This is a genomic window from Pseudomonas sp. PDM25 (genome assembly GCF_019219045.1).
Classification (GTDB): Bacteria; Pseudomonadota; Gammaproteobacteria; order Pseudomonadales; family Pseudomonadaceae; genus Aquipseudomonas.
The window spans coordinates 382449-408710 of record NZ_JAHUWL010000005.1; the positions used below are offsets into that span (position 1 = coordinate 382449).

Consider the following 26262-nt stretch of genomic DNA (forward strand, 5'->3'; position numbering starts at 1 on the left):
CCGCCATGAATAGAACTCTCTACACCGCGCTGTTTTACCTGGGGCTGCCACTGGTAGCGATTCGGCTGTGGCTGCGGGCGCGCAAGGCGCCGGCGTACGCCAAGCGCATTGGCGAACGTTTCTCCCTCGGGTTACCGGCGATGAAAACGGGCGGCATCTGGGTGCACGCGGTGTCGGTGGGCGAAAGCATTGCCGCGGCGCCGATGATTCGCGCCTTGCTGCAACGTTATCCACAGTTGCCCATTACCGTGACCTGCATGACCCCGACCGGATCGGAGCGCATCCACGCGCTGTTCGCCAATGAACCGCGCATCCAGCATTGCTATTTGCCTTACGACTTGCCTTGCGCAGCGAAGCGATTCCTTGATCGGGTCCAGCCGAAACTGGCGGTGATCATGGAAACCGAGCTCTGGCCGAACCATATCCATCAGTGCGCCAGGCGTGGGATTCCCGTGGCCCTGGCCAATGCGCGACTGTCCGAGCGTTCGGCCAAGGGCTATGGACGCTTCGGCAAACTGACCCAGCCGATGCTCGCCGAGATGAGCCTGTTCGCGGTGCAGACCGAGACCGAGGCCCAGCGCTTCCGCAATTTGGGTGCGCGTTCGCAAACCGTGGAAGTGACCGGCTCGATCAAGTTCGACCTGACCATCGACCCGGCACTGCTTCAGCGTGCCGCCGAGTTGCGTGCGCAATGGCAGGCGCAGGAGCGTCCGGTGTGGATTGCGGCCAGTACGCACGAAGGCGAAGACGAAGTGGTGCTGGCGGCTCATCGCCAGTTGCTTGCCAATCATCCCGATGCGTTGCTGATTCTGGTGCCGCGTCATCCAGAGCGTTTCAACCCGGTGTTCGAGCTGTGTCGGCAACAGGGTTTCGCCACGGTCCGTCGCTCCACTGGCGACCCGGTCACCGCGCAAACTTCGGTGCTGCTGGGCGACACCATGGGTGAGTTGCTGTTTCTGTATGCCTTGGCCGACAGCGCTTTTGTTGGCGGCAGTCTGGTGCCGAACGGCGGGCACAACCTGCTGGAGCCGGCGGCTCTGGCCAAACCGGTGTTGAGCGGTCCGCACCTGTTTAACTTCCTCGAAATCGCCGCGCAGCTGCGCAGTGCCGGGGCGTTGCAGGAAGTGGAGGATGCCGAAGGTCTGGCGCTGGCGGTGCAGCGGCTGTTCGAGTTGCCGCGCGATGCGCAGCGGATGGCGGAGGCGGGGCTGAAAGTCATGCGCACCAATCAGGGCGCGTTGCAGCGATTGCTGGATGGGTTGGGGCGGTTGATCGAGCGTTAGACCGGGTTGTCTTCATTCGCGAGCAAGCCCGCTCCCACATTGGATCTCCTGCGAACACAAAATTTGTGTAGGGCAGGGGCTAATGTGGGAGCGGGCTTGCTCGCGAATGCTTTTTGCTTTTGCTGTCAGGGGCGGGCTTTGAGTTGCTCCGCCGCAGCCTTCGCCAGATCCGGCGGCAGGAAGTCTTTATCCGGGTTGTAATCAGCCTTGAGATAGCGCGCCAGGTCCTGCAAATCCCCTGGGTTCAACGTGCCCGCGGCCTGTTTCAAACGCAGGTTGTCGAGGATGTAGTCGTAACGCGTGTTGTTGTAGTCGCGCACCGAGGTGTACAGCTGACGCTGGGCATCCAGCACGTCGACGATGTTCCGTGTGCCCACCTGATAACCGATTTCGGTCGCTTCCACCGCGCTCTGGTTGGAGATGATCGACTGCTTGCGCGCCTGTACCTGCTCAACGTCGGTGTTCACGGCGCGATGCAGATTGCGGGTGCTTTCCACCACTTGCCGGCGCAGGGATTCACGTTGCTGCTCGGACTGATCCAGCTGCGCATACGATTGACGCACCTGGGAATTGATCAGGCCGCCGCTGTAGATCGGGATGTTCAGTTGCAGGCCAACCGTCGTTTGCTCGACGTTGCCACCGTAAGGCTGGCCGAAGGCGTTCGGGTTGCTGAAGCCCAGAGCGTCGTTGTCACCTTTCTCGTATTTCGCCACGGCATCCACGGTGGGCGCATGGCCGGCCTTGCGCTGCTTGAGGGTTTCTTCGGCGGCGCTGACGGCGTAGTTGCTCGCGAGCAGATTGAGGTTCTGTCTGGCTGCCGTATCGACCCAGGCCTTGGCGTCGTTCGGTGCTGGCGGCAGGATCGGCAAGGTATGGGCAATGCCCCAGATCGAGTTGTACTGACGGTTGGTCAGGGTGATCAGCGCTTCGAACGCATCATCGACCTGGCGCTGGGCGACGATTCGGTTGGCGCGGGCGGTGTCGTAGCTGGCTTGTGATTGCAGCACATCGGTTTTGTCCGAGAGACCGACGTCGAAGCGTTCGTTGGACTGATCGAGCTGGCGTTTGAACGCGGCTTCTTCGGCCTTGGTTGACGCCAGGTTGTCCTGGGTTCGCAAGACATTGAAGTAGCTGACGGCAGATTGCAGGATCAGGTTTTGCTGGGTTGCCGAGAGCTGCAACGCAGCCTGTTCGTTAACGTCTTTGGCGGCCTGGAACTGGAACCAGCGATCAGCACGGAACAGCGGTTGCGCCAGGGTCGCCTGATAGGAATGAGCATTGCGGTTGGCGGTAGCCGAAGGCTGATCGATCACCGTGCGCACGTTGGCAAGTTCGGCGCCGCCAGAGAGGTTCGGCAACAGCCCGGCGCGGGCCTGGGGCACGACTTCTTTCTGGGCGCCATATTGAGCGATGGCTGCAGCAAGGTCGGCGTTGTTGTCCACCGCTTCCTGATAGACGCTGACCAGATCGTTCTTGGTCGATAAGGGCGCTTCTGCTGCCCAGGCCATTCCATTGGACGCACAAGACACGGCAAGAGCCAGTGAAAGTTTGCGCAGCATGAGGCCATCCCTAAAAAATTACGCTGATAATTTGAGCGCCAAGGCTACGGCGCGGCTCATACAGCGTCAAGGTGCGGTATGGCGTAGCGAGTGTAGTTGTGCGCAACGGCCGCAACAATCCTGTAATTGCGCCATTCATCATGGTGTTTACTGCGGTGTTGGCGTTCTTTGCCGGTTGTGTCTAGACTGGCCGGGTTCTTGTCGGGGTGCCTTGCTATGAGGCTGAGATCGAATAATTTCGGATCCCGTTGAACCTGATCAGGTTAGCGCCTGCGTAGGGAACAAGATTTCTCGTCACCCGGCGAGTCCTCTTGTGCTTCGTCCGGGATGTTGTTCGACAATCGAACACCCCTCGAGCACTGAGCACAGCACAGCTGGTTTTCCCAGCGCTCGTGCGTCCATTCGTTTACAGGTTCGCTCCGACAAAAAATCCACTGCCTGGATGTGTGTCTGGAGAGCCCGTGATGACTACAAAATCAAAAATCGCAACCAACTTGAGTGACTCGGCCAAGGTCGATCAGCAATCGGTTCAGCCGTTTACCCGCTCGCAAAAAATCTATGTTCAGGGCTCTCGCCCGGACATCCTCGTGCCGATGCGCGAAATCAGCCTTGATGTGACCCCGACCGACTTCGGCGGTGAGGTCAACGCGCCGGTCGTTGTGTACGACACTTCGGGCCCGTACACCGACCCCAACGTCATCATCGACGTGCGCAAAGGTCTCGCCGATGTACGTTCGCCGTGGATCGAATCCCGTGGCGACACCGAGCGCCTGCCAGGTCTGAGTTCCAGCTTCGGTCAGGAGCGCCTCGCCGATGCGGAGCTGACCAAGCTGCGTTTCGCCCACGTGAACAACCCGCGCCGTGCCAAGGCCGGTGCCAACGTCAGCCAGATGCACTACGCCCGCAAAGGCATCATCACCGCCGAGATGGAATACGTCGCCATCCGCGAAAACATGAAGCTTGAAGTGGCCCGCGCCGCTGGCCTGCTGGACCAGCAACACGCCGGTTACAGCTTTGGCGCCAGCGTGCCGAAAATCATCACCCCCGAATTCGTCCGTGAAGAGATCGCCCGCGGTCGCGCGATCATTCCGGCCAACATCAACCACACCGAACTGGAACCGATGATCATCGGCCGTAACTTCCTGGTGAAGATCAACGGCAACATCGGCAACAGCGCTTTGGGTTCGTCCATCGAAGAAGAAGTGGCGAAACTGACCTGGGGCATTCGCTGGGGTTCGGACACGGTCATGGACCTGTCCACCGGCAAACACATTCACGAAACCCGCGAGTGGATCATCCGTAACTCGCCGGTGCCGATCGGTACCGTGCCGATTTATCAGGCCCTGGAAAAAGTCGGCGGCGCCGCAGAAGACCTGACCTGGGAGCTGTTCCGCGACACGCTGATCGAACAGGCCGAGCAGGGCGTCGACTACTTCACCATCCACGCCGGCGTACTGTTGCGCTACGTGCCGCTGACCGCCAAGCGCGTGACCGGCATTGTGTCCCGTGGCGGTTCGATCATGGCCAAGTGGTGCCTGGCGCACCACAAAGAAAACTTCCTCTACACCCATTTCGAAGACATCTGCGAAATCATGAAGGCCTACGACGTCAGCTTCTCGCTGGGCGATGGCCTGCGTCCGGGCTCGATTGCCGACGCCAACGATGCGGCGCAATTCGGTGAGCTGGAAACCCTCGGCGAGCTGACCAAGATCGCGTGGAAACACGACGTGCAATGCATGATCGAAGGCCCGGGCCACGTGCCGATGCAGTTGATCAAAGAGAACATGGACAAGCAGCTGGAATGCTGCGACGAGGCGCCGTTCTACACCCTCGGCCCGCTGACCACGGACATCGCACCAGGCTACGACCACATTACCTCGGGTATCGGCGCGGCGATGATCGGCTGGTTCGGTTGCGCAATGCTCTGCTACGTGACGCCCAAGGAACACTTGGGTCTGCCGAACAAGGATGACGTGAAGACCGGGATCATCACCTACAAGATCGCCGCGCATGCCGCCGATCTGGCAAAAGGGCATCCGGGCGCGCAGATCCGCGACAATGCCTTGAGCAAGGCGCGTTTCGAATTCCGTTGGGAAGACCAGTTCAACCTGGGCCTCGATCCGGACACGGCTCGTTCGTATCACGATGAGACCCTGCCGAAGGATTCGGCCAAGGTCGCGCACTTCTGCTCCATGTGCGGGCCGAAATTCTGTTCGATGAAGATCACCCAGGAAGTCCGCGAATACGCGGCCAACCAGCGCATCGAAACCGTTGATGCCGAAGTCGCCCAGGGATTGGCGGAACAGGCCGAGCGGTTCAAACAGGAAGGCAGTCAGCTGTACAAGAAGGTTTGATCTGACCTGTGATTGACGGCGTCTGTGCTGCCGTCTTCGCGAGCAAGCCCGCTCCCACATTGGATCTCAGTCGTACACAAGATTTGTGTTCGCAGGAGATCCAATGTGGGAGCGGGCTTGCTCGCGAAGGCGTCAGACCAGGCACCGAATATCTCAATGACACACTTATCCCTCTGAGATAACACCCTTGAGCATTCAACCCAGCACGTATTCCCCTGATATTGCGGTGCCCACAGACAAACGTGTCTTCGGCGGCCGCGATCTGTTTTCCTTGTGGTTCTCCCTCGGCATCGGCCTGATGGTCCTGCAGACCGGCGCTCTGCTCGCGCCAGGTCTGGGCCTGTCCGGCTCGTTGTTGGCCATCTTCCTTGGCACGCTGGTCGGTGTTCTTTTGCTGGCGGCGGTCGGCGTGATCGGCAGCGACACGGGTCTGTCGTCGATGGCCGCGCTCAAACTCAGCCTCGGTGCAAAAGGCGCGAGCCTGCCGGCCGTGCTGAACCTGCTGCAACTGATTGGTTGGGGCTCGTTCGAAATCATCGTCATGCGTGACGCCGCCAGCCTGCTCGGCGCGCGGGCGTTCAGCGAAGGCAGCCTGCTGTCGAATCCACTGCTGTGGACTGTGTTCTTTGGCGGTTTGGCGACCTTGCTGGCCGTCAGTGGTCCGCTGACGTTCGTCCGTCAGATCCTGCGCAAGTGGGGCATCTGGTTGCTGCTGGCCGCGTGCATCTGGCTGACCTGGAACCTGTTAGCCAAAGCCGATCTGGCTGCGTTATGGGCGCAGGCCGGTGATGGTTCGATGCCGTTCGCCGTGGGCTTCGACATTGCCATCGCCATGCCGCTTTCGTGGTTGCCGCTGATTGCCGACTATTCGCGTTTCGGCAAGCGTGCGAAAAATGTGTTTGGCGGCACGGCAGTGGGTTTCTTTGTTGGCAACTTCTGGCTGATGAGCCTGGGCGTGGCCTATACCCTGGCGTTTGCGCCGAGCGGTGAAGTGAATGCCTTGCTGTTGGCATTGGCGGGTGCTGGCCTGGGGATTCCGCTGCTGCTGATTCTGTTGGACGAGTCGGAAAATGCCTTCGCCGACATTCACTCGGCGGCCGTTTCCAGCGGAATTCTGCTGCGCATGAAGGTCGAGCATCTGGCGCTGGCCATCGGCGTGATCTGCACGCTGATCGCGTGCCTGGCGCCGCTGGCCCAGTATCAGAACTTCCTGCTGTTGATCGGTTCGGTGTTTGCGCCGCTGTTCGGCGTGGTGCTGGTGGATCACTTCATCCTGCGCAAACGCAGTGCTCGCGTTGCGTCAGCCGCATTGCGCTGGCCGGCGTTGCTCGCCTGGTTGGGCGGGGTAAGCACCTATCATTTGCTGGCTAATCTGTACCCGGACATCGGCGCAACCCTGCCGTCACTGATTCTGGCAGGGCTGCTGCAACTCGTACTGGGTCGGGCCTTCAGTTACGGCCAGGAAACAGCTCGGGCTTGAGAATGCCGTTCAGGCGTGGGTAAGGGATCTTCAGTTCGACGTGACCCAGCGCGTAAGGCGCGATGGTGCTCACTTCGTACTTGAGGATCACCCCGCCGTACGTCAGCGCCACGTTTTGGGTTTTGACGAAGGGCCAGCTCTTCACGAACTCTGGCTCCTGATCGAGTTTGGTGCTGATCAGCCAACTGTTGTGCGCCACCTGCGCAGCTTTCCAGAACGCCTCTTCCTGCCCCGGCACCAACATGTCCGACAGCGTCAGCACTTTGTGTTGCTGGCGCGAATAGTTGACGAAACTGCGGCCCGGCGTGCCATGGGCGCCGCCGGTGTCCAGGTAGCTGGAAAATTCGACGATCACCAAGCCGTCATGCTGCTCACGTACCTTGGCTTGCAGGTAACTGCTGTTACGCGGGCCGGCACTGCTCAAAAATTGCTCGCGATACGCTGCCAGCGTCGGCGCTATCGGGGCGTCGGGCGAGGTGCGGGTCAATTGCAGCAGGCGTTTTTCGACGATGCCGTCCAACTGCGGTTCGGCAGGGAAGTGCAGCGTATCGATGTTCACCAGCGGGCAGTCAGCTGTTGTGCAACCCGGTTTCAGCTGTTCGGATGCATCGCGGGTAGTTTCCAGCGGCGTCCGGTAGTTGGGTTGGAACAAACTCTGGCAGGCGCCCAGGGTCAGGGCGATTGCAGCCACGGAGGCGATTTTAAAAAGCGACATGGGCGTCCTTCATAAAACAGGGAAAGGCAAAAAGTTATCCGCTTCGACTATCAACGAAGCAGTCAGTTCGCCACTAAGCTAATTAGAGTTGGTTTCGCCCTCACCGTCTATCCCGCTGACTGGAAAGGGGCTGCATCAAAGGTCGCGGGCGCGTTAGGATGGCGCGAAGTCGAGGTTGCAAGTAACAAACAAGGAGCCTCATAACGGATTTGCAGTAAACGAGGATTGTCATGACTGATTTTGCCAACGCCATACCGACCGCCATTGATATCGTTCGGCGCGAAAAGTGCTATGAGGGCTTCTACAAGCTCGATCGTGTGCACTTGCGCCACGAATTGTTTGCCGGTGGCATGAGTCGCGAGATCAATCGTGAAGTGTTCGTTCGCCACGATGCGGTGTGCGTGCTGCCGTACGATCCGCAGCGCGATGAAGTGGTGTTGATCGAGCAGTTTCGCGTCGGCGCCGTGGGCAAAACCGACAATCCATGGCTGATCGAACTGGTCGCCGGTCTGATCGACAAGGATGAAGTGCCGGAAGAAGTTGCTCACCGCGAAGCGCAGGAGGAAGCTGGGCTTGTGTTCGGGGCACTCTGGCCGATGACCCAATATTTTCCATCGCCGGGCGGCAGCAATGAATTTGTGCACTTGTACCTGGGGCGTTGCGACAGCACCGGCGTCGGCGGCCTGCATGGGCTGGAGGAAGAAGCAGAAGATATCCGCGTCACGGTCTGGGCGTTCGAAGATGCCCTGCAGGCCGTACGCGACGGACGAATTGCCAACGCGGCCAGCATCATTGCCTTGCAATGGTTAGCTTTGAACCGCGTTGAAGTGAGGGGGTTATGGTCGTAAACAAACTGCGCGATCGCTACAGGGTCGACCTCGTGGGGCTGCAAGCCTCCTGCGAGGCCAACTACGCGCGCCTGATGCGACTGCTGCCGGACATGCGCAACGAGCCGGAGGCGCGGCGCATTGCCGTGACCCACGGCGACCAGATGCTCGGCGTGCTGGCCCTCGAAGTCCTTCAAGTCTGTCCGTACACCACAACCTTGCAAGTGCGCCAGGAACACAGCCTGCCGTGGCTGCCGGTGCCGCAACTGGAAGTTCAGGTCTATCACGACGCGTGCATGGCCGAAGTCGTCAGCGCCGAACATGCGCGACGCTTTCGCGGCATCTATCCTTACCCGAATGCCTCAATGCATCAGCCGGACGAAAAGGCCCAGCTGAATATGTTCCTGGGTGAATGGCTGAGCCATTGCCTGGCCTGCGGACACGAGTACGCCGTCGTTCGATAGATGTGAACTGCGTCAGCTTCACAGGTTTCCCCTTTTGATCATCCCCCAGCATAATTGCGGCACTCATCCATCCCGTGATTCAGCCCTGGGAGAACGCCTTGCCGAGCGTATCCACATTGACCACCGCCGATTCGGCGTTGCTGGTGCAACTGTCCGACAGTCATCTGTTTGCCGAGGCGGACGGGACGTTGTTGGGCATGAATACCCGTGACAGCCTGCAAAAAGTCATCGAGCTGGTGCGGCTTCAGCAGCCGCAGATCGACCTGATCATTGCCAGCGGTGATCTTTCTCAGGACGGAACGCTGGAGTCCTATCAACTGTTTCGCGACCTGACGCGGCAACTCGATGCGCCGGCGCGGTGGATTCCCGGCAATCATGATGAGCCGCAGATCATGGCTGAGGCTGCCGTGCAGAGTGCCTTGCTGGAGCCGGTGGTGGATATCGGTAACTGGCGCGTCACGTTGCTCGATTCAGCCGTACCGGGTTCGGTGCCGGGGTATTTGCAGGATGAGCAGCTACAGTTGCTGGCCCGTTCGTTGAGTGAGGCGCCGGAGCGGCATCATCTGGTGTGCTTCCATCATCATCCAGTGTCGATCGGGTGTGCGTGGATGGAGCCCATTGGATTGCGTAATCCTGAGGCGCTGTTTGCGGTGCTGGATCGGTTTCCACAAGTACGTGCTGTTTTGTGGGGGCATGTGCATCAGGAGATCGACCAGGATCGCAATGGCGTGCGGCTGATCGCCTCGCCTTCGACGTGTATTCAGTTCGAGCCGGGCAGTGATGATTTCAAGGTCAGTGACCAGGCGCCGGGGTATCGGTGGTTGCGACTGTTGCCGGATGGCCAGCTGGAAACCGGCGTGGAACGTGTCACTGGCTTCGACTTCCAGGTGGATTACGGCTCCAACGGCTACTGACTTTTTTGTCATTCAGCAGGACCGAGTCGCGGCTTTCGCGAGCAAGCCCGCTCCCACAGGGGATTTGTGAACGACACAGATCCAATGTGGGAGCGGGCTTGCTCGCGAAGACGTCGGCACAGACACCCTCATTTCTGCGGATGTCCCCGATTCCCCCGACACCCTGTAAACTGCGCCTCTTTACCCGACGCACAGGGAGCTCAAATGTCTGGTTCGATCCTTTATATTCACGGTTTCAACAGCGCGCCTTCGTCTAAAAAGGCCACGCAGTTGGTACAAGTAATGGAACGTCTGGGCTTGAGCGATCAGTTGCGCGTCCCGGCCTTGCATCACCATCCGCGTGAGGCCATCGGTCAGCTAAACAAGGCGATTGAGGAGCTTGGGCGGCCACTGCTGGTCGGCAGCTCACTCGGCGGCTACTATGCGACTCACCTGGCCGAGCGCCATGGCCTCAAGGCCCTGTTGATCAACCCTGCCGTCAGTCCGCACCGGATGTTCGACGGGTATCTGGGGACGCAGAAGAACCTGTATACCGATGAGGCCTGGGAGTTGACCCACGACCACGTGACGGCCCTGGCCGAGCTGGAAGTGCCGGCACCCCAGGACCCGCAGCGGTATCAGGTGTGGTTGCAGACTGGCGATGAAACGCTGGACTACCGCCTCGCCCAGCAGTATTACCGGGCCTGTGCCTTGCGCATCCAGGCTGGCGGCGACCATAGCTTCCAGGGTTTTGCCGAGCAATTGCCGGCAATGTTGAGTTTTGCCGGCATCGGCGCAGATTTGTATCAGGCGATTGATTTCACTGCACTGTGAACCGTCGCCCCTATTTTCAACGAACACTCTTTTTACAGGCGGACGACGAGACCCCATGGCCACTCCCAGCGCTAGCTCTTATAACGCAGACGCCATCGAAGTCCTCTCGGGCCTCGACCCGGTGCGCAAACGCCCCGGCATGTACACCGACACCAGTCGGCCGAACCACCTCGCCCAGGAAGTCATCGACAACAGCGTCGACGAAGCCTTGGCCGGGCACGCGACCTCGGTGCAGGTCATCCTGCACGCCGATCACTCCCTGGAAGTCAGCGATGACGGCCGTGGCATGCCGGTGGATATCCACGCCGAAGAAGGGGTGTCGGGCGTCGAACTGATCCTCACCAAGCTCCATGCGGGCGGCAAGTTTTCCAACAAGAACTACCAGTTCTCCGGCGGTCTGCACGGGGTAGGTATTTCTGTGGTCAACGCCTTGTCGAACGAAGTCCGGGTGCGTGTAAAGCGTGACGGCAACGAATACCAGATGACTTTCGCCGACGGTTACAAGAAAACCGAGCTGGAAATCATCGGTACCGTCGGCAAGCGCAACACCGGTACCAGCGTGTTCTTCGCGCCGGACCCGAAGTACTTCGATTCGCCGAAATTCTCCATCAGCCGCCTCAAGCACGTACTCAAGGCCAAGGCCGTTCTGTGCCCGGGGCTGCTGGTCAGTTTTGAAGACAAGGCCACCGGCGAGAAAGTCGAATGGCATTACGAAGACGGCCTGCGCTCCTATCTGGTGGACGCGGTCAGCGAATTCGAACGCCTGCCGGACGAACCGTTCTGCGGCAGCCTGGCCGGTAACAAAGAAGCGGTCGATTGGGCGCTGCTGTGGTTGCCGGAAGGTGGCGACAGCGTTCAGGAAAGCTACGTCAACCTGATCCCGACGGCGCAGGGCGGTACCCACGTCAACGGTCTGCGTCAGGGCTTGCTCGATGCGATGCGCGAGTTCTGCGAATTCCGCAGCCTGCTGCCACGCGGCGTGAAGCTGGCGCCGGAAGACGTCTGGGAACGCATCGCTTTCGTGCTGTCGATGAAGATGCAAGAGCCGCAATTCTCCGGCCAGACCAAAGAGCGTCTGTCGTCCCGTGAAGCGGCGGCATTCGTTTCCGGTGTGGTCAAGGACGCGTTCAGCCTGTGGCTCAACGCCAACCCGGAAACCGGCATGTTGCTGGCGGAACTGGCGATCAACAATGCCGGCCGTCGTCTGAAGGCCAGCAAGAAGGTCGAGCGCAAGCGCATCACGGCGGGGCCGGCATTGCCGGGCAAACTCGCCGACTGCGCCGGGCAGGACCCGATGCGTTCCGAGCTGTTCCTGGTGGAAGGTGATTCCGCCGGCGGTTCGGCCAAGCAGGCGCGGGATAAAGAATTTCAAGCGATCCTGCCGTTGCGCGGCAAGATCCTGAACACCTGGGAAGTCGATGGCAGTGAAGTGCTGGCCAGCCAGGAAGTGCACAACATCGCCGTGGCCATCGGTGTCGATCCGGGCTCGGCGGACATCGCTCAGCTGCGTTACGGCAAGATCTGCATCCTCGCCGACGCCGACTCCGACGGTCTGCACATCGCCACGTTGCTGTGCGCGTTGTTCGTCCAGCATTTCCGCCCGTTGGTGGATGCCGGTCACGTCTACGTCGCGATGCCGCCGTTGTACCGTATCGACCTGGGCAAAGAGATTTTTTACGCCCTGGACGAAGCCGAGCGCGATGGCATCCTCGATCGTCTGGTGGCCGAGAAGAAACGCGGCAAGCCGCAGGTCACACGATTCAAAGGTCTGGGTGAAATGAACCCGCCGCAGCTGCGCGAAACCACCATGGACCCGAACACTCGGCGTCTGGTGCAGCTGACGCTGGACGATTTTGAAGCGACCTCGGAAATGATGGACATGCTGCTGGCGAAGAAACGCGCCGGTGACCGCAAATCCTGGCTGGAATCCAAAGGCAATCTGGCCGAGGTTCTTGGCTGATGCGGGTTGGCTTTGCCCTGGCGTGTGCGTTACTTCTGACCTCGGTTTCGGTGTTTGCCGAACCGGTGCCGGAACTGCGCCTGTTGTCCGAGCATCCCGTTGACGGTATGCGCGGCGGCAACCTGTCAGGGTTGGCCCAGTGCGGCAAGGATCTGTGGACGGTGTCGGATCGCGACGACGATCAGATTTACCGGCTCGATACCCGCGACAGGGTATGGCAAGCCGAAACCGTGGGCATCGGCGTACCGCCGGTGCCAGACAGCGGTTTGCCCTGGGGCCTGCGTTCGCGGACCTGGCTGGCGTCGTTTGTCCGTGGCGGGGATCTGGATTTTGAAGGCATCACCTGCGACAGCGCCGGTAACCGCTATATCGTCAGCGAATCCCATGCTGCGATTCTGCAAGTGCCGCCCGTTGGGCCATCGTCCTGGCTGAAGATCTCGCCGATGCTGATTCGCGAAGCCCGGGCCAGCGGCATGTTGCTGCACTTCAATGCGTTGTTCGAGGGTCTGGCGATCAATCCGGCGGGCGATCAATTGTGGCTCGCCGCCGAGCGTCAAAGCCGTGGCTTGTTGTTGATCAAGCGCAAACAGACGGTATGGGATTGCGATGGTGGCTGTGTGTTGCTGAGCGAAGCCGGAAAAGAAATGCAGCCGGCGCAGTTTCCCCAAACCAAAGCAGTGTCCAGAGACTTTTCCGACCTGTCGCTGTTCAACGGCAAGCTGTTTACCCTTGAGCGCAACGCTTACCAGATCTGCCGCCGTGATCCGGTGACGGCCAAGGTCGAGCGCTGCTGGTCGTTTGCCGATGAAGCCTTGCAGGCGCATCGCCGCTATTCAAATCCTTACGGCCTGACCGAAGCGTTGATTGTTGACGCCGAGGGCGCGTGGATTGGCACCGACAACAACAACGATGCCCGTGCCGATGGCGAGGAACGTCCGATCGTTTGGCGCTTTGCCGCGCCTGAAGGCGGCTGGAGCGCCAAGCCGTGAGCCAGCAAACGCCGGGTAAACGCGCCGGCCGGGTATTTATGGTGCTGGCCTGGTGCGCGGCGCTGTTTCTGGCGACGCGGTTTTTCGGTCAGTGGGAGGCGCGTCAGCAGAACCCCAACACCGTCATCAGCTCTGAGCAGGGCGAAGGTTTTATCGAAGTGAAACTGGCCAGCAACACACAGGGTCACTTCGTCGCCAGCGGCCAGATCAACGGCCAGCCGGTGGATTTCATGCTCGATACCGGGGCGACCGACGTGTCGATCCCGGCGGAATTGGCCGAACGGCTGAAACTGGAAAAAGGCTTCGGGGTGACCCTGAGCACAGCCAACGGTCGAACCCAGGGTTACCGAACCCGCATCGACCGGCTGCAACTGGGCGACATTGTGCTGCGTGATGTGCGCGCCCTCGTCGTGCCAGGCCTGGATGGCAAGCAAGTGCTGCTCGGTATGAGCGCGCTGAACAAACTTGAATTTACCCAGCGCGGTGGCACCATGCTGCTGCGCCAGACAACGAACCGATGAGGCCCGCATGAGCGACTCCCTTGATCTCAGCCTGGACGGTGTAGAACGCCGGTCACTGGCTGACTTCACCGAAAATGCCTACCTCAACTACTCCATGTACGTGATCATGGACCGTGCCTTGCCGCATATCGGCGACGGCCTGAAACCGGTACAGCGGCGCATCATCTACGCGATGAGCGAGTTGGGGCTGGACGCCGATTCCAAGCACAAGAAATCGGCGCGTACCGTCGGTGACGTGCTTGGTAAATTCCACCCGCACGGCGACTCGGCCTGCTACGAAGCCATGGTCCTGATGGCTCAGCCGTTCAGCTATCGCTACACGCTGGTCGACGGCCAGGGTAACTGGGGTGCGCCGGATGATCCCAAGTCCTTCGCCGCCATGCGTTACACCGAGGCGCGGCTATCGCGGTATTCCGAAGTGCTGCTCAGCGAACTGGGCCAGGGCACTGCGGACTGGGGGCCGAATTTCGACGGCACCCTCGACGAGCCGCTGGTGTTGCCGGCGCGTTTGCCGAACATCCTGCTCAACGGCACCACCGGCATCGCGGTGGGCATGGCCACCGACGTACCGCCGCACAACCTGCGCGAAGTCGCCACGGCGTGCGTGCGTTTGCTCGATGAGCCCAAAGCCACGGTCGAACAGCTCTGCGAACACATCCAGGGCCCGGATTACCCGACCGAAGCGGAAATCATCACGCCGCGCGCCGACCTGCTGAAAATGTACGAAACCGGCAAGGGCTCGGTGCGCATGCGCGCCGTGTACCACATCGAAGACGGCGACATCATCGTCACGGCGCTGCCGCATCAGGTGTCTGGCGCCAAAGTGCTGGAACAGATCGCGGCCATGATGCAGGCCAAACCGTCGAAAGCCCCGCAGATCGCTGACTTGCGAGACGAATCCGACCACGAAAACCCGTGCCGGATCGTGATTATTCCGGGCGCACGCAAAAACTTTGACCACGATGCATTGATGACCCACCTGTTCGCCAGCACCGAGTTGGAGTCGAGCTACCGGGTCAACATCAACATCATCGGTCTGGACGGCAAGCCGCAGTTGAAAAATCTGCGCGCGTTGTTGGTCGAGTGGCTGGAATTCCGGGTTCAGACCGTGCGTCGTCGCCTGCAATTCCGCCTCGACAAGGTTGAGCGTCGCCTGCACCTGTTGGACGGTTTGTTGATCGCCTACCTCAACCTGGATGAAGTGATCCACATCATCCGCACCGAGGAGCACCCGAAAGCCGCGCTGATCGCACGTTTCGCCCTGAGCGAAATCCAGGCCGACTACATTCTCGACACCCGTTTGCGTCAGTTGGCGCGACTGGAAGAAATGAAGCTGCGTGCCGAGCAGGATGAACTGCTCAAGGAACAGGCCAAGCTGCAAGCCCTGCTGAGCAGCGAAGCCAAGCTGAAAAAACTGGTGCGCACCGAGCTGATCAAGGACGCCGAAACCTACGGCGACGACCGTCGCTCGCCAATCGTCGAACGCGCTGAAGCCAAGGCCCTGACCGAGCACGATCTGCTGCCGAACGAGAAAGTGACCGTCGTCCTGTCGGAAAAAGGCTGGGTTCGTTCCGCCAAAGGTCACGAAATCGACGCCACCGGTCTTTCCTACAAGGCCGGGGATGGTTTCAAGGCCTTGGCACCCGGACGTTCCAACCAGTTTGCGGTGTTTATCGATTCCACCGGTCGCAGCTATTCGGTGGCCGCGCACACGCTGCCATCGGCCCGAGGCCAGGGCGAACCGCTGACCGGTCGTCTGACGCCGCCGCCAGGGGCGAGCTTCGAATGCGTGCTGATGCCGGAAGACGATTCGCTGTATGTAATTGCGTCCGACGCCGGTTACGGTTTCGTGGTAAAAGGTGAGGACCTGCAAGCCAAGAACAAGGCGGGTAAGGCGCTGTTGAGTCTGCCGAACAACGCCAAGGTGATTCTGCCGCGTCCGGTGGCTGATCGTGAGCAAAACTGGCTGGCCTCGGTGACCACCGAAGGTCGCCTGCTGATCTTCAAAATCAGCGATCTGCCACAATTAGGTAAAGGTAAAGGTAATAAGATCATCGGGATTTCCGGCGAGCGTGTTGCCAGCCGGGAAGAATATGTCACGGACATCGCCGTTCTGCCGGATGGCGCCACATTGGTGCTGCAGGCCGGAAAACGTACCTTGTCACTAAAAGCGGACGACCTCGAACACTACAAAGGTGAGCGTGGACGTCGTGGGAACAAATTGCCACGTGGCTTTCAGAGGGTAGATGCGCTGCTCGTCGAAAACCTCAATTAGGCGTCCTAGAGCGCTCGATCTACGATTTAACGCGTAGATCGACGCTTTGGCGCTGGAGTCGGAACGCATATTCACGGATGATATGGCCTTTCAAGCGCCGGCGTGGCCGAGCGTTCTTCATATTTATTGAGTATTTTCACTGTGGTTAGCCTTGTGGCAACCACCTGGATGGGACGATGACTGCTCTGCGCCTTCCTTTTATTTTGATGCTCGCTGGCGTACTTGGCCTGGCGGGTTGCAGCGTTCACCAACCGGTGTCGCTGTATCAGCTGGACAGCGGAAGTCCGGCTCAGCCTGCGCAAAGCGCGGGCATGGCTGTATTGCTGGGTCCGGTAACGGTAGCCGATTATCTGCAACGCGAAACGTTGTTGCAGCGACAGCCGGATGGCAGCCTGCAAGCGTCGGCTGACGGTCGTTGGGCGGGTAGCCTGTCGTCGGATATCGATCAACTGCTGCTGCGTCAGGTCGCCGGTCATCTGGACAGCCAGCGCGTAGTGCTGGCGCCAGCGACAGTGGGCTTCACGCCGGATGTGCAGGTTCTCCTGACGATTACTCGCCTGGACTCGGGTGAGGCGCAACCGGCGATCCTTGATGCGCAATGGCGTCTGATCGACCGTCGTGGCCAGGTTCGTGATAACCGCATCATTCACCTGCAAGAGCAACATGCCGGTGGCACGGCGGCTCAGGTTCAGGCTCAGGGTGTGTTGTTGCAGCGTCTGGCCCAGCAACTGTCGACGGCGCTCAAGCCGCTGGCGAATCAGCCGCCGATTGCCGAAGCGCCGCGCAAACCGTCGCCTAAACCTGTGGCCCCTGCTGCCGAGCAGGACAAACAGCCGAAGATCCCGATGGCGTCGCCGATCCGCACTGATATGGAAGTGTTCAGGTTCTAAGCCTGGATGGATTCAACACAAAGCCTGCAGAGATGCGGGCTTTGTTGTTTCTGCAGGTTGGGGATCTTCGGTGCTTCTGAAGGCCTCATCGCGAGCAGGCTCGCTCCCACAGGGGATATCTGATGACTCACAGAGGATGCGTCCACAGAAGATCCCTGTGGGAGCGAGCCTGCTCGCGATGAGGCCAGAGCAGGCAATAAAAAGCCCGCAGACGATTACTCGTCTGCGGGCTTTTTCATAACGGGGCTATTACGCCCGACGTTCGTGCATCCGCGCCAGTTGCCGCTCAAGCATCGACGGATAAGGCTCCATCAGCCGCTCTACGCAACAAGCGCCTTCCGGGCTTGCGATCGGTCGGATTCGAGCGCGCTGGCGGATCAGCGCGTCGTCACCGATCTTGCGCTCCACCAGCAACAGGTTGCGGCTGTGTTGCGACAGGGCCAGCGCATCCTGGGCGGTTTCGGTCAGCAGTAGATCGATCTGGCTCAGGCCAAACAGTTCGTCACCCAGGGTCAGGCCCAGTTGCAATTGCAGAGTGATGCCGCTGTCGGCGACTTCGATCTGCAACTGATGGCCCAGAGCCCGCAACAATTCACCGCAGCAGATGGCATTGGTCAGGTAGTCGTCGCCGCTGTCTTCGGTATGGAACAACATCAGCGTGCTGCCATCGTTCAGGGTGTGCAGCTCGCTCTGGTAGAGCGAGGCGGCCTGATCGAGGCAGTCGCGATAGCGTTTGAGCAGTTCTTCCAGGCGTGTGCGGGGCAGACGACGCAGCTGATCCTGAGCGCCCAGTTGCACGGCCAGCACTGCGCTGTGCTGCGGCACGTTCGACAGTTGCGGTTTGGCTAGCGGTTTCGGTGCGGTCGAAGCTGATTCATCGCGCAAGTCGGCAAATGCATCGTCGTCATCATCGTCTTCAACGGTGCTGACAATGCGCCGTGGCGCAGGTTTGAGACCGGCCACAGGCTTGGATTCATCGAAACTCGGGTCACGCAAATTGCGCACTTCGAAGGTTGGCTCGTTATCGTCGGCGTCTTCGTAGTCGCTTTCGTCGTATTCAGGCTCGGGAGCAGGTTCCGGCTCGGCGGGCTCTGGTGCGAAGTCGGCGTGCAGCTGACGGGCCAGATCGCCGATCTCATCCTGACGCTCGGTGGCCGGGGTGTGTTCGTCGATATGGCGCAGCCACACCCGCAATTGCAGCAACGGCGTGGAGATATGCCGACCCAGGCGCAGGCTCAAGGCCAGGGACAGCGCCAGCAGAATCGCGCTCAAAATGCCCATGCTTTGCAGGCTGATGGTCATCGGCTGCTGGAACTGATCCATGTCCAGGCTGATACGCAGTTGCCCGGCGGTCACATCCTGGAAAGTGATCTTGCTCTGGTACATGCCTTCGGCTTCGCCCAGCAGGCTGTGCTTGGGGCGCTGACCGGCTTCGGCGAGGATGCGGTTATCCACGCTGTAGATGGCAGCGTGAGCCACCAGCTTGTTTTTGGTCAGGTTGTTGAGCAGCACATTGAGACTGAGGATGTCGTTGGACACCAACAGCTCCGTGGCGGACGTGGCAGTCTGGGTGGTCAGGCTTTCGCCCAGCGCATCCGCCTGCTCGTGCATGGCCTGCTTGAACTGCAAACCCATCACGCAGGCATAGATCACCAGGGCCAGAGCGACCAGGATCACGTTATGGCTGGCGATGCGCAATGCAATCGGTACACGGCGGTGGCGCAGTGCACGGAAGATCAGCAGAAAGAAGTTATCGGTTTTTACTGGCGTGGGCCGGTTCACTTGAGCTCGGCTCTTTTGTCCGTGGAGTTGACGCGCAGTATAGCGACAGGCCCTAGACCGTCAAAGCGCTCACGGTGCCCGATGGTCACTGAATGTGGGTAGAATGCGGTTTTTTTCCACCTGCGGGGGTGCGCCTTGCGCGAAATCGTCCTGATAAACATCACGGGAGTCGACCGTCCGGGTCTGACTGCGGCCATTACCGGCGTTCTGGCCCAGGGTGGTGTGAGCATTCTCGACATCGGTCAGGCGGTGATCCACGACACCTTGTCGTTCGGCATCCTGGTTGAAATTCCTGACACCGAGCAAGGCAAGTCGGTACTCAAGGACATCCTGTTCACGGCGTATAAGCTCGATCAGCAGGTGCGTTTCACGCCGGTGTCCGAAGAGGATTACCAGCAGTGGGTCGGTAATCAGGGCAAGAAACGCCACATCGTGACCCTGCTGACCCGCAAAGTGACCGCTGGGCAATTGCAGGCCGTGAGTTCGATTACCGCCAAATATGGCCTGAATATCGACCACATCGATCGTCTGTCCGGGCGCATGCCGCTGGACACCCCGGCCGATCAGGGCAAGGGCTGCATCGAGTTTTCCGTTCGTGGCGAAGCGGCGGATCCGCAAGCGCTGCGGGCCGAATTCCTCAGCGTCGCGCAGGAACTGAACGTTGATATCGCCTTCCAGGAAGATTCACTGTTCCGTCGTAACCGTCGCCTGGCGGTGTTCGACATGGACTCGACGCTGATCGAAGCCGAAGTCATCGACGAACTGGCCAAGGCTGCCGGTGTGGGCGATCAGGTGTCTGCGATCACCGAGCGGGCGATGGCCGGCGAGTTGGACTTCCGCGCCAGCTTCAAGGAGCGCCTGGCCTTGTTGAAAGGGCTGGACGTCAGCGTGCTGGATTCCATCGGCGCCTCCCTGCGTCTGACCGAAGGTGCCGAAACACTGTTCGCCGAACTCAAGCGTCTGGGCTACAAGACCGCCATCCTGTCGGGCGGCTTTACCTACTTCGCCAAGCAATTGCAGGCCAAGCTGGGCATCGACTACGTGTTCGCCAACGAACTGGAAGTGGTGGACGGCAAAGTGACTGGCGTGGCGGTCGAGCCGATTGTTGATGCGCAACGCAAGGCGGATCTGCTGAAGGAACTGGCGCACAAGGAAGGTTTGCGTCTGGAACAGACCATTGCGGTCGGCGACGGCGCCAACGATTTGCCAATGCTGGCGATTGCCGGGTTGGGCGTGGCGTTCCGTGCCAAGCCGCTGGTCAAGCAGTCGGCGAAGCAGGCGATTTCCACCCTTGGGCTGGATGGCGTGCTGTATCTGCTGGGTTTCCGGGATCGCGACGGGCAGCTTTGAGTCTTGCATTAACTAAAAGGGCCTCTGTGGTGAGTAATGCTGTTCACTTAAGCGCGGGTGTTCACATTTGTGGCGAGGGGATTTATCGGAATGCCGCACCACCCCGTTCGGCTGCGCAGCAGTCGCAAATCCAGATAACTCGGTCTGCCTGAGAGAACGCTGGGGCCGCTTCGCAGCCCAACGGGGACAAGTCCCCTCACCACAGGGATCTGCTACTCCCTCAAAGTGTTTTCCACAACGAATCAAAATCCTCCTCAGCGCCGCTCACCGCGGCGTTGTCGTTTCTGGCTGTCTCCAATGGACGGTAGGCGAACTGATTGAAGTTGTTGGTGCTCGCCACCCGCCGCTCCAGCCCGACCCGACGTTCCTCGCCGTGGGTATTGATCATGACCTTATTGCCCTCCTGAAAGGGCAGGCGCGGCGCGAGCAGGGTGGCCGGCAGGTCGATGGCGCTGATTTGCGGCAACAACAGGCCTCGAAGGTACTGGCTGTGGTCATCACGGGTGCGCACCAATTGCAGGCCGCAAGGCTCGGCGCAGGGCGCAACCTGCTCGATGCCCATTTGCGTGCCGCCGCCGCGCACCTGGCGGATCCAGCGCACCACCGCGATGCTCCAACCCTGACCGGCAGAATCCTCGATGCCGACCATCTCGCCCGCCTGTAACTCGGCCGGCACAGCGCCGGGCCAGGCCAGGCAGTAACCGCCGGGGCTGTGATTGATCACTGACAGAACATGGGTCGGGAAGTGCTGATTGCGGTCGGATGCTGCGTGGCTGTCGTCATTCTGAAGCTGCGGGTATTCGATCTCTTCGTAGGGCAACAGAGCATCTGCATTGCCTTGGGGCGCGGCGTCGAAGGCCTGGTGCCATTGGTCCTTTTCCCGGCCGGTCGCTGACGTTACCGAAAATTGTGCAGGCCGGGCGCCGTGGTTTTTCAGGATGTCGCTGAATGAGCGTTGCCCACCCAGATAAAAGTGCAGCGCACTCATGCCAATGCACAGGGTCAACGTGCCTTGGCCAACGGTGCGCTGGAAACTGCGCTCGGCCGTCTGGCCCCAGGCGGCATGAAGGTGTTGCAACGAGTCCAGGCTTAACCCTGTCGACATGGGCAGTGGCGATGAGCTGTCGTTTTTTTGCAAATGAGCTTCAATTGCCGCGACCAACGGCTGCGGATCAATCCCCAACAAGCTCTCTTGCTGCTCGGCGCGGAACTTGGTGCGGTAACGCGGTCCGGTGTCGAGGTCTGGCGCGACGGCAAATAACCCAGTGGCCGGTTTGCCGGGTTGCAGCTTGATCCATTGGCTCCAGGGTTCCAGCACTTCGGCCACCCGGGCAATCTGGTGCTGGCGCAGTTGGTTGCAGCGTGAGGCGCCCAGCAGCAAGGCGACCACGTACGTCTGTTCGATGCTCAGGATTTGCGTCTGATTGGCCAGCTCATCGCGCAGGCTCGTGTGCTGGAGCCGGTGCGCGCAGGCGATCCGGTAGAGTTGATGCAGCTCCAGCCACAGGCCTTCCGGCACGGGGCAATAGAGTTTGGTCGCGCGGATCAGCGACCCGTTCAGGCAATGGAGCGCCCGTTGCAGCGCCTGGGTCAGCAGCGGCGCACGGTCCTTGCTGAACGTTGGTGTGATGCGCACAACGATCTGTTTATAACCAATGGCCAAGTGACTTTGCAGCGCCTGGCAGAGGTTGGCGATCTTGCGGGAACGCTCGTCGAGGACAATCGACTGATGCAGGAAATGCTGCTCAAGGTGTTTGCAGACGTAATACACCTCGGGCCGCAGCAGTTCGAGCAATTGCAGGCGATTGTCACTGGGCGTGAATAGCTGGTTGAGTTCGCTCAAGCCTTGATACAGCTGGCGAGCGGTTTCGCCGATGTTGGCTTTGGGCAGATTGGCGATCCAGCGCTTGAGGTCGCGCGGGGTGGCTTCACAGAATGACAGACGCACCTGCAGCGGGACGGGCGCGCGTAGCAAAAGATGGGGGCTGGTCTCATTCATGCCGTGGAAAAACTCCAACCGGTAAATGGGCAGTGAATGACCTGACTGTAGCAGCTATGGGTTTTTACCGTTTGTCTGTCAGTCGAGTGTCATCCGGGCGTACTACTAATCTGACAGTCGTGCGACTGGATACGCACGGTCGTACGGCCTGCTGCCTACGCAGGGCAGGTCTCTTTGTAACTTCAAGGAGATGAAGTTTATGTCTAGATATGTAGTGGCAAATCAATGGGGCGGTAGTTCGGCACCCTGGCATCCGGGCGGAGACTGGACGCTAGGCGCGCGGGACAACCAGAACGTTGTCGCGATCGAGATCAAATCGGGCGATGGCGGCAAGAGTTTCACCGGCACCATGACGTATGCGGGTGAAGGTCCCATTGGCTTCAAGGCTCAGCGCACGGGCCAGAACCAGTACAACGTTGAGAATCAGTGGGGCGGCAACGACGCTCCATGGCATCCGGGTGGCAAATGGGTCATCGGCGGCCGTGATAATCAGAACGTTGTGGCGTTGAGCGTGACCTCCAGCGATGGAGGGAAAAACCTCAGTGGCACCAATACCTACGCCAACGAAGGGCCGATCGGCTTCCGTGGACAGATAGAGTAACGGCACCCACCGAAATGTCCGGCCCCGCGAAGACGTTCGCGGGGTTCGGATCAGGGATCAGGCTTTTGCCAGGCCCATGCCCTGGCCCATCTGCACCGGCGAACCGGCCGCCAGCTCTTCAGCCCACTTAACTTGATCTGGCCCGAACAGCACGACAGCGGTCGAACCCAGTTTGAAGCGGCCCAGTTCTGCACCTTTCTCCAAATGGATCGGTGCACGGGCAGCTTCGTCGTAACGGAAGGTTTTCAGCTCGCGTTTCGGCGGCGTGACCAACCCGGCCCAAACGGTTTCGATCGACGCAACGATCATCGCGCCCACCAGCACCACGGCCATCGGCCCGCGCTCGGTGTCGAAAATGCACGCCACACGTTCGTTGCGGGCGAACAGTTCCGGAACGTTTTCGGCGGTGGTCTGGTTGACCGAGAAGATCCGGCCGGGGATGTAGACCATCTCGCGCAGGGTGCCGGCCAACGGCATGTGCACGCGGTGGTAGTCCTTCGGCGACAGATAAATAGTCGCGAAGTCACCGCCCATGAACGGCGCTGCGTTGGCAGCGTCGCCGCCCAGCAATTCCAGCACGCTGAAGCTGTGGCCCTTGGCCTGGAACACTCGACCGTGTTCGATCGGGCCCAGTTGGCTGACCGCGCCGTCGGCCGGGCTGAGGATCGCGCCAGGCGTCTCGTCCAGCGGGCGAGCGCCGTCTTTCAAGGCGCGAGTGAAGAACGCATTGAAGTGCTCGTAAGCGGTCAGGTCTTCGACCAGCGCCTGCGACATGTCCACCTGATAACGCTTGGCGAACCAGGCGGTGAAGGCGTTCTTGAACCAGCGTACGCGGCATTCGGCGATGCAGCCGGCCAGGCGCGACAGCAGGTGATGGGGCAGCAGGTATTGGCTGAGGATAAACAAACGGTTATTCATTAACTGTCCTTAAAAACCTTAAATCTCTACGGGCGTATCGGGGTGGTTGCCCCATTCGCCCCAGGAACCGGCGTAGCCTTTGACCCGCGGATAACCGAGGGATTTGGCCACCAGATAGGTGAAGCCAGAACGATGGTGTGTCTGGCAGTGGGTAATCACTTCTTTGTCTTTGCTGATCCCGAGTTTTTCCAGGATCTGCGGCATGTCGGTGCGGATGCGCAGGTTGCGCGCCTGATCCATGCCCGCGGTCCATTCGAAATTGACCGCGCCGGGAATGTGCCCGGCCTTGGCTGCCAGGACTTTCTCTCCGGAGTACTCCAGCGGCCCGCGTGCGTCCCAGATCGCCAGATCGGCGGCACCGAGACGGCTTTGCAGGTACTCGCGGGTGGCCGTGGGTTCGTCGTGCAGGGTCAGCGCAACCGGGCCGCCGACCGGCGCCGGGATCTGGATCGACATGGGCAAGCCTTCTGCCAGCCAGGCCTTCAGGCCGCCGTCGACATAGTGGTACTTGCTGTGGCCGATGACATCCAGCAGCCAGATAAAGCGCCCGGCCCAACCGCCGCCTTCGTCGTCATAGACGACATAGACCGCATCGGGGTTGTGTCCCAGCTCACCGAACAATGCTTCGAGCGCCGCTTGCGGCGGTATCAGCCCCGGCGCAGGTGGGTGACCGAGTTGCGTGCGTTTCGGATCGACAAAGCGCGCACCGGGGATATGCCCTTCGGCATAGCGGGCGCTGCTGGTCAGGTCCACCAGAATCAGTTCGCGGGCGTCAAGACGAGGGAGCAAGTCGCTCGGCTCGATCACCAGCGGCAAGCCAGAGAAGTCAGACATGTGAGGTCTCCAGAGCACAAAAGGGAGGATTGTATAGCAGCGTCATTGGCCGCGCTGACTAAAGCTGTGCAATGCCTTTTCGATGCACTGCGCGGTTTTGCCGAAGGCTTGTACGGTGATTTCCGAGAACGGCCCGCCGCCCTGATCCGCCACCACAATCATGATCACCCGACCATTATTGACCAGTGAACGCAGCAGCAAGTGTTCGCCGCCGAACTGTGAGCGCAGGCTGGCCGGCAGCATGGCCGAGAATTGTGCGTTGTTGGCCGGCGTCAGGCGCACTTGGGCCTGTTGCGAAAGCAGGCGTTGCAGCACGGTGCTCTGGCTGACGACGAAGTTCAGACCGGCCACTTCTTTTGGCAGCCCGGCCGTCTGATGCACCCGCAGATTGGCGTGAGTACGGTCGGCCATCAGGATCATCACCCGCCGCATGCCGCACGCGACCAAAGCGTCCCGGGCAGAGGTGGTCAAGTGCATGGCATTGGTGAAGCGGCTGGGCTCGACCAGCAACTCGGCACACTGTCTGCGCCATTTCGCCAGGTCTTCGGCCGTCGGCGCCGGGGCCGGCAGCAAGCCTGCGTGCACGCGGTTCATGCCCCACGGCCAGATCAGTGAAACGGCCGGGTGCCAAAGATCTGGCATGGCGTGATGGCGGGCGCTGTTGGCGGCCTGTTGGTGCAACTGCTGCTGCACCTCGTCCATCGGCATTTGCAGGTAAAGGCTGGTCAGGTACTGCCAGCGTTCACTGTGCGGACTGTCCCAGGCCTGTTGCGCCGACAGCGCCAGACCGTTGGCCAGCAGCACCGTATTGGCCGGTTGATTGAGCCAGCGGCGCAGGGTCGGATCGTCATCGAGGCGGTTCTGCTGGCGCAATGGATGATCGCTGTCGCGCGCGATGCGCAGCACTTTCACCAGCTCACGTTGCTCGTTGAGCAGCAGCCGGTAACCCTGCTGCACCCAGATCGGCAGGCGCCAGATGTCCACGAGCGCCAGGCAGATATCCAGCAGGCGCGCGCCGAACAATTGCTTTTCGACTTTGCGCGCCGACTCGCCTTTGTGGATGACCCGCAGCTCCCACTCTTCGAGCAACTGCGGATGAGTCAACGCCATCGGCCACAGCGGCGAGAGAAACAAAAGGCTGCCCCAGTGGATGTCCTGCCACAGCCGCGCCAGGCGACTGGCGAAAAAACCGTTGGCCTGTTGGGTCGCGTGCTGGCTGATCAGCTGTAGCTGACGCAGGGCGATCGGGATCTCCGATTGCGGCTGGGCAGGCAACCGGGCGAGCAGTTCTTCGGTGCGCTTCAAACCGAGGCGATTGATCGCCACCTCAAGGTTTTCCGCAGGCTCGGTCATGCTGCCGTGGGTGTGGCGATTGGCTTCGCGAATCACGCTCAAGGCCAGCGCCGGGCTGTCCTGTATCAGTTCGGCGATATCGCGCAGGGAGCTGCGACTGTTGGCGATGGCCTTGCAGACACGGTCATGACTGGCTTGCGGAACCGGCAGGCGCACGCCATCGAGAAGCTTGACCCAGCCTTCGAGAGTGGTCGGTTTTGGAGTTGGAACGTTCGTTTCGTTAGCCATGTCTGGACGCGATCATCGTCTGCATTACCTATGCCCGGAGCGGGCCAAATTGGCTTTTCGCCTGAACTGGCTATAGTCTGGCGCAGTTTTGCCGATAAGTAGAAGAAGAGATTTTTTAACTTCCGAATATGACCTTGAACCCGACTCAGTAAG

Annotated in this window: 21 protein-coding genes and 1 riboswitch; of the genes, 14 read left to right on the forward strand and 7 right to left on the reverse strand. The window is 60.3% G+C overall.

What is annotated here, in order from left to right; genetic code table 11:
- Window positions 1-5 precede the first annotated feature (5 nt).
- Complete coding sequence (waaA, locus tag KW848_RS12035; protein ID WP_218536946.1) at window positions 6-1283, forward strand: lipid IV(A) 3-deoxy-D-manno-octulosonic acid transferase; 1278 nt, start codon at window positions 6-8, stop codon at window positions 1281-1283.
- 125 nt (window positions 1284-1408) lie between these two features.
- On the opposite strand, the gene KW848_RS12040 is transcribed toward waaA, so the two are convergent.
- Entirely contained in the window at window positions 1409-2842 is a 1434-nt protein-coding gene (locus KW848_RS12040) for a TolC family outer membrane protein (protein ID WP_111449291.1), read from the reverse strand.
- Between the two features lie 192 nt (window positions 2843-3034).
- Window positions 3035-3140, forward strand: a riboswitch (TPP riboswitch).
- 166 nt (window positions 3141-3306) lie between these two features.
- Here KW848_RS12040 and thiC point away from each other — a divergent pair.
- Window positions 3307-5196: a phosphomethylpyrimidine synthase ThiC gene (thiC, locus tag KW848_RS12045; RefSeq protein ID WP_218536947.1), complete on the forward strand. Its 1890-nt coding sequence runs from the start codon at window positions 3307-3309 to the stop codon at window positions 5194-5196.
- A gap of 187 nt (window positions 5197-5383) precedes the next feature.
- On the forward strand, window positions 5384-6676 hold the full coding sequence (gene cytX, locus KW848_RS12050; protein WP_218536948.1) for a putative hydroxymethylpyrimidine transporter CytX: 1293 nt from the start codon (window positions 5384-5386) through the stop codon (window positions 6674-6676).
- Here cytX and KW848_RS12055 read toward each other — a convergent pair.
- Window positions 6645-7391, reverse strand: coding sequence for an RsiV family protein (locus KW848_RS12055; protein WP_218536949.1), 747 nt, complete (start codon window positions 7389-7391; stop codon window positions 6645-6647). The genes cytX and KW848_RS12055 overlap by 32 nt on opposite strands.
- 230 nt (window positions 7392-7621) lie before the next feature.
- Here KW848_RS12055 and KW848_RS12060 point away from each other — a divergent pair, with 230 nt between their 5' ends.
- The 9 genes from KW848_RS12060 (at window position 7622) to KW848_RS12100 (ending at window position 17044) form a co-directional block, all read left to right on the forward strand.
- Complete coding sequence (locus tag KW848_RS12060) at window positions 7622-8239, forward strand: NUDIX domain-containing protein (RefSeq protein WP_192409965.1); 618 nt, start codon at window positions 7622-7624, stop codon at window positions 8237-8239.
- Window positions 8230-8682, forward strand: a complete 453-nt coding sequence (locus KW848_RS12065) for a DUF1249 domain-containing protein (protein ID WP_008153350.1) — start codon at window positions 8230-8232, stop codon at window positions 8680-8682. Before KW848_RS12060 ends, KW848_RS12065 begins: the two co-directional genes overlap by 10 nt.
- Before the next feature lie 98 nt (window positions 8683-8780).
- Window positions 8781-9596, forward strand: coding sequence for a 3',5'-cyclic-AMP phosphodiesterase (cpdA, locus tag KW848_RS12070; RefSeq protein WP_218536950.1), 816 nt, complete (start codon window positions 8781-8783; stop codon window positions 9594-9596).
- Between the two features lie 204 nt (window positions 9597-9800).
- Window positions 9801-10409, forward strand: coding sequence for a YqiA/YcfP family alpha/beta fold hydrolase (locus KW848_RS12075; RefSeq protein ID WP_008153348.1), 609 nt, complete (start codon window positions 9801-9803; stop codon window positions 10407-10409).
- A gap of 55 nt (window positions 10410-10464) precedes the next feature.
- Window positions 10465-12369: a DNA topoisomerase IV subunit B gene (gene parE / locus KW848_RS12080; protein WP_218536951.1), complete on the forward strand. Its 1905-nt coding sequence runs from the start codon at window positions 10465-10467 to the stop codon at window positions 12367-12369.
- Window positions 12369-13358, forward strand: coding sequence for an esterase-like activity of phytase family protein (locus KW848_RS12085; protein WP_218536952.1), 990 nt, complete (start codon window positions 12369-12371; stop codon window positions 13356-13358). Before parE ends, KW848_RS12085 begins: the two co-directional genes overlap by 1 nt.
- Entirely contained in the window at window positions 13355-13879 is a 525-nt protein-coding gene (locus KW848_RS12090) for a TIGR02281 family clan AA aspartic protease (protein ID WP_192409969.1), read from the forward strand. Before KW848_RS12085 ends, KW848_RS12090 begins: the two co-directional genes overlap by 4 nt.
- Before the next feature lie 7 nt (window positions 13880-13886).
- Entirely contained in the window at window positions 13887-16154 is a 2268-nt protein-coding gene (parC, locus tag KW848_RS12095) for a DNA topoisomerase IV subunit A (protein ID WP_008153344.1), read from the forward strand.
- Window positions 16155-16330: 176 nt separating this feature from the next.
- Complete coding sequence (locus KW848_RS12100) at window positions 16331-17044, forward strand: membrane integrity-associated transporter subunit PqiC (RefSeq protein ID WP_111449281.1); 714 nt, start codon at window positions 16331-16333, stop codon at window positions 17042-17044.
- A gap of 249 nt (window positions 17045-17293) precedes the next feature.
- Here the strand turns inward: KW848_RS12100 and KW848_RS12105 are convergent, their stop codons facing one another.
- Window positions 17294-18826, reverse strand: coding sequence for an AhpA/YtjB family protein (locus KW848_RS12105; RefSeq protein ID WP_218536953.1), 1533 nt, complete (start codon window positions 18824-18826; stop codon window positions 17294-17296).
- Between the two features lie 135 nt (window positions 18827-18961).
- Between KW848_RS12105 and serB the strand changes: the two genes are divergently transcribed.
- Entirely contained in the window at window positions 18962-20176 is a 1215-nt protein-coding gene (gene serB / locus KW848_RS12110) for a phosphoserine phosphatase SerB (protein ID WP_201183819.1), read from the forward strand.
- A gap of 220 nt (window positions 20177-20396) precedes the next feature.
- Here serB and KW848_RS12115 read toward each other — a convergent pair whose 3' ends face one another.
- On the reverse strand, window positions 20397-22175 hold the full coding sequence (locus tag KW848_RS12115) for a molecular chaperone (protein ID WP_218536954.1): 1779 nt from the start codon (window positions 22173-22175) through the stop codon (window positions 20397-20399).
- Window positions 22176-22374: 199 nt separating this feature from the next.
- On the opposite strand from KW848_RS12115, the gene KW848_RS12120 reads away from it, so the two are divergent.
- Window positions 22375-22776 (forward strand): hypothetical protein, encoded by a 402-nt coding sequence (locus KW848_RS12120; protein WP_042932429.1) that lies wholly within the window; start codon window positions 22375-22377, stop codon window positions 22774-22776.
- A gap of 57 nt (window positions 22777-22833) precedes the next feature.
- On the opposite strand, the gene asd is transcribed toward KW848_RS12120, so the two are convergent.
- Genes asd through KW848_RS12135 form a run of 3 tightly spaced genes read right to left on the reverse strand, consistent with a single transcriptional unit; the run spans window position 22834 to window position 26109 of the window.
- Window positions 22834-23694 (reverse strand): archaetidylserine decarboxylase, encoded by an 861-nt coding sequence (gene asd, locus KW848_RS12125; protein WP_218536955.1) that lies wholly within the window; start codon window positions 23692-23694, stop codon window positions 22834-22836.
- 18 nt (window positions 23695-23712) lie between these two features.
- A complete protein-coding gene (rhdA, locus tag KW848_RS12130; protein WP_218536956.1) occupies window positions 23713-24528 on the reverse strand; it encodes a thiosulfate sulfurtransferase in 816 nt (271 codons plus the stop codon).
- A 42-nt stretch (window positions 24529-24570) separates the two neighbouring features.
- The gene (locus tag KW848_RS12135) at window positions 24571-26109 is read right to left on the reverse strand and encodes an HDOD domain-containing protein (RefSeq protein ID WP_218536957.1); all 1539 of its coding nucleotides are present in this window, start codon (window positions 26107-26109) and stop codon (window positions 24571-24573) included.
- Window positions 26110-26262: the final 153 nt, after the last annotated feature.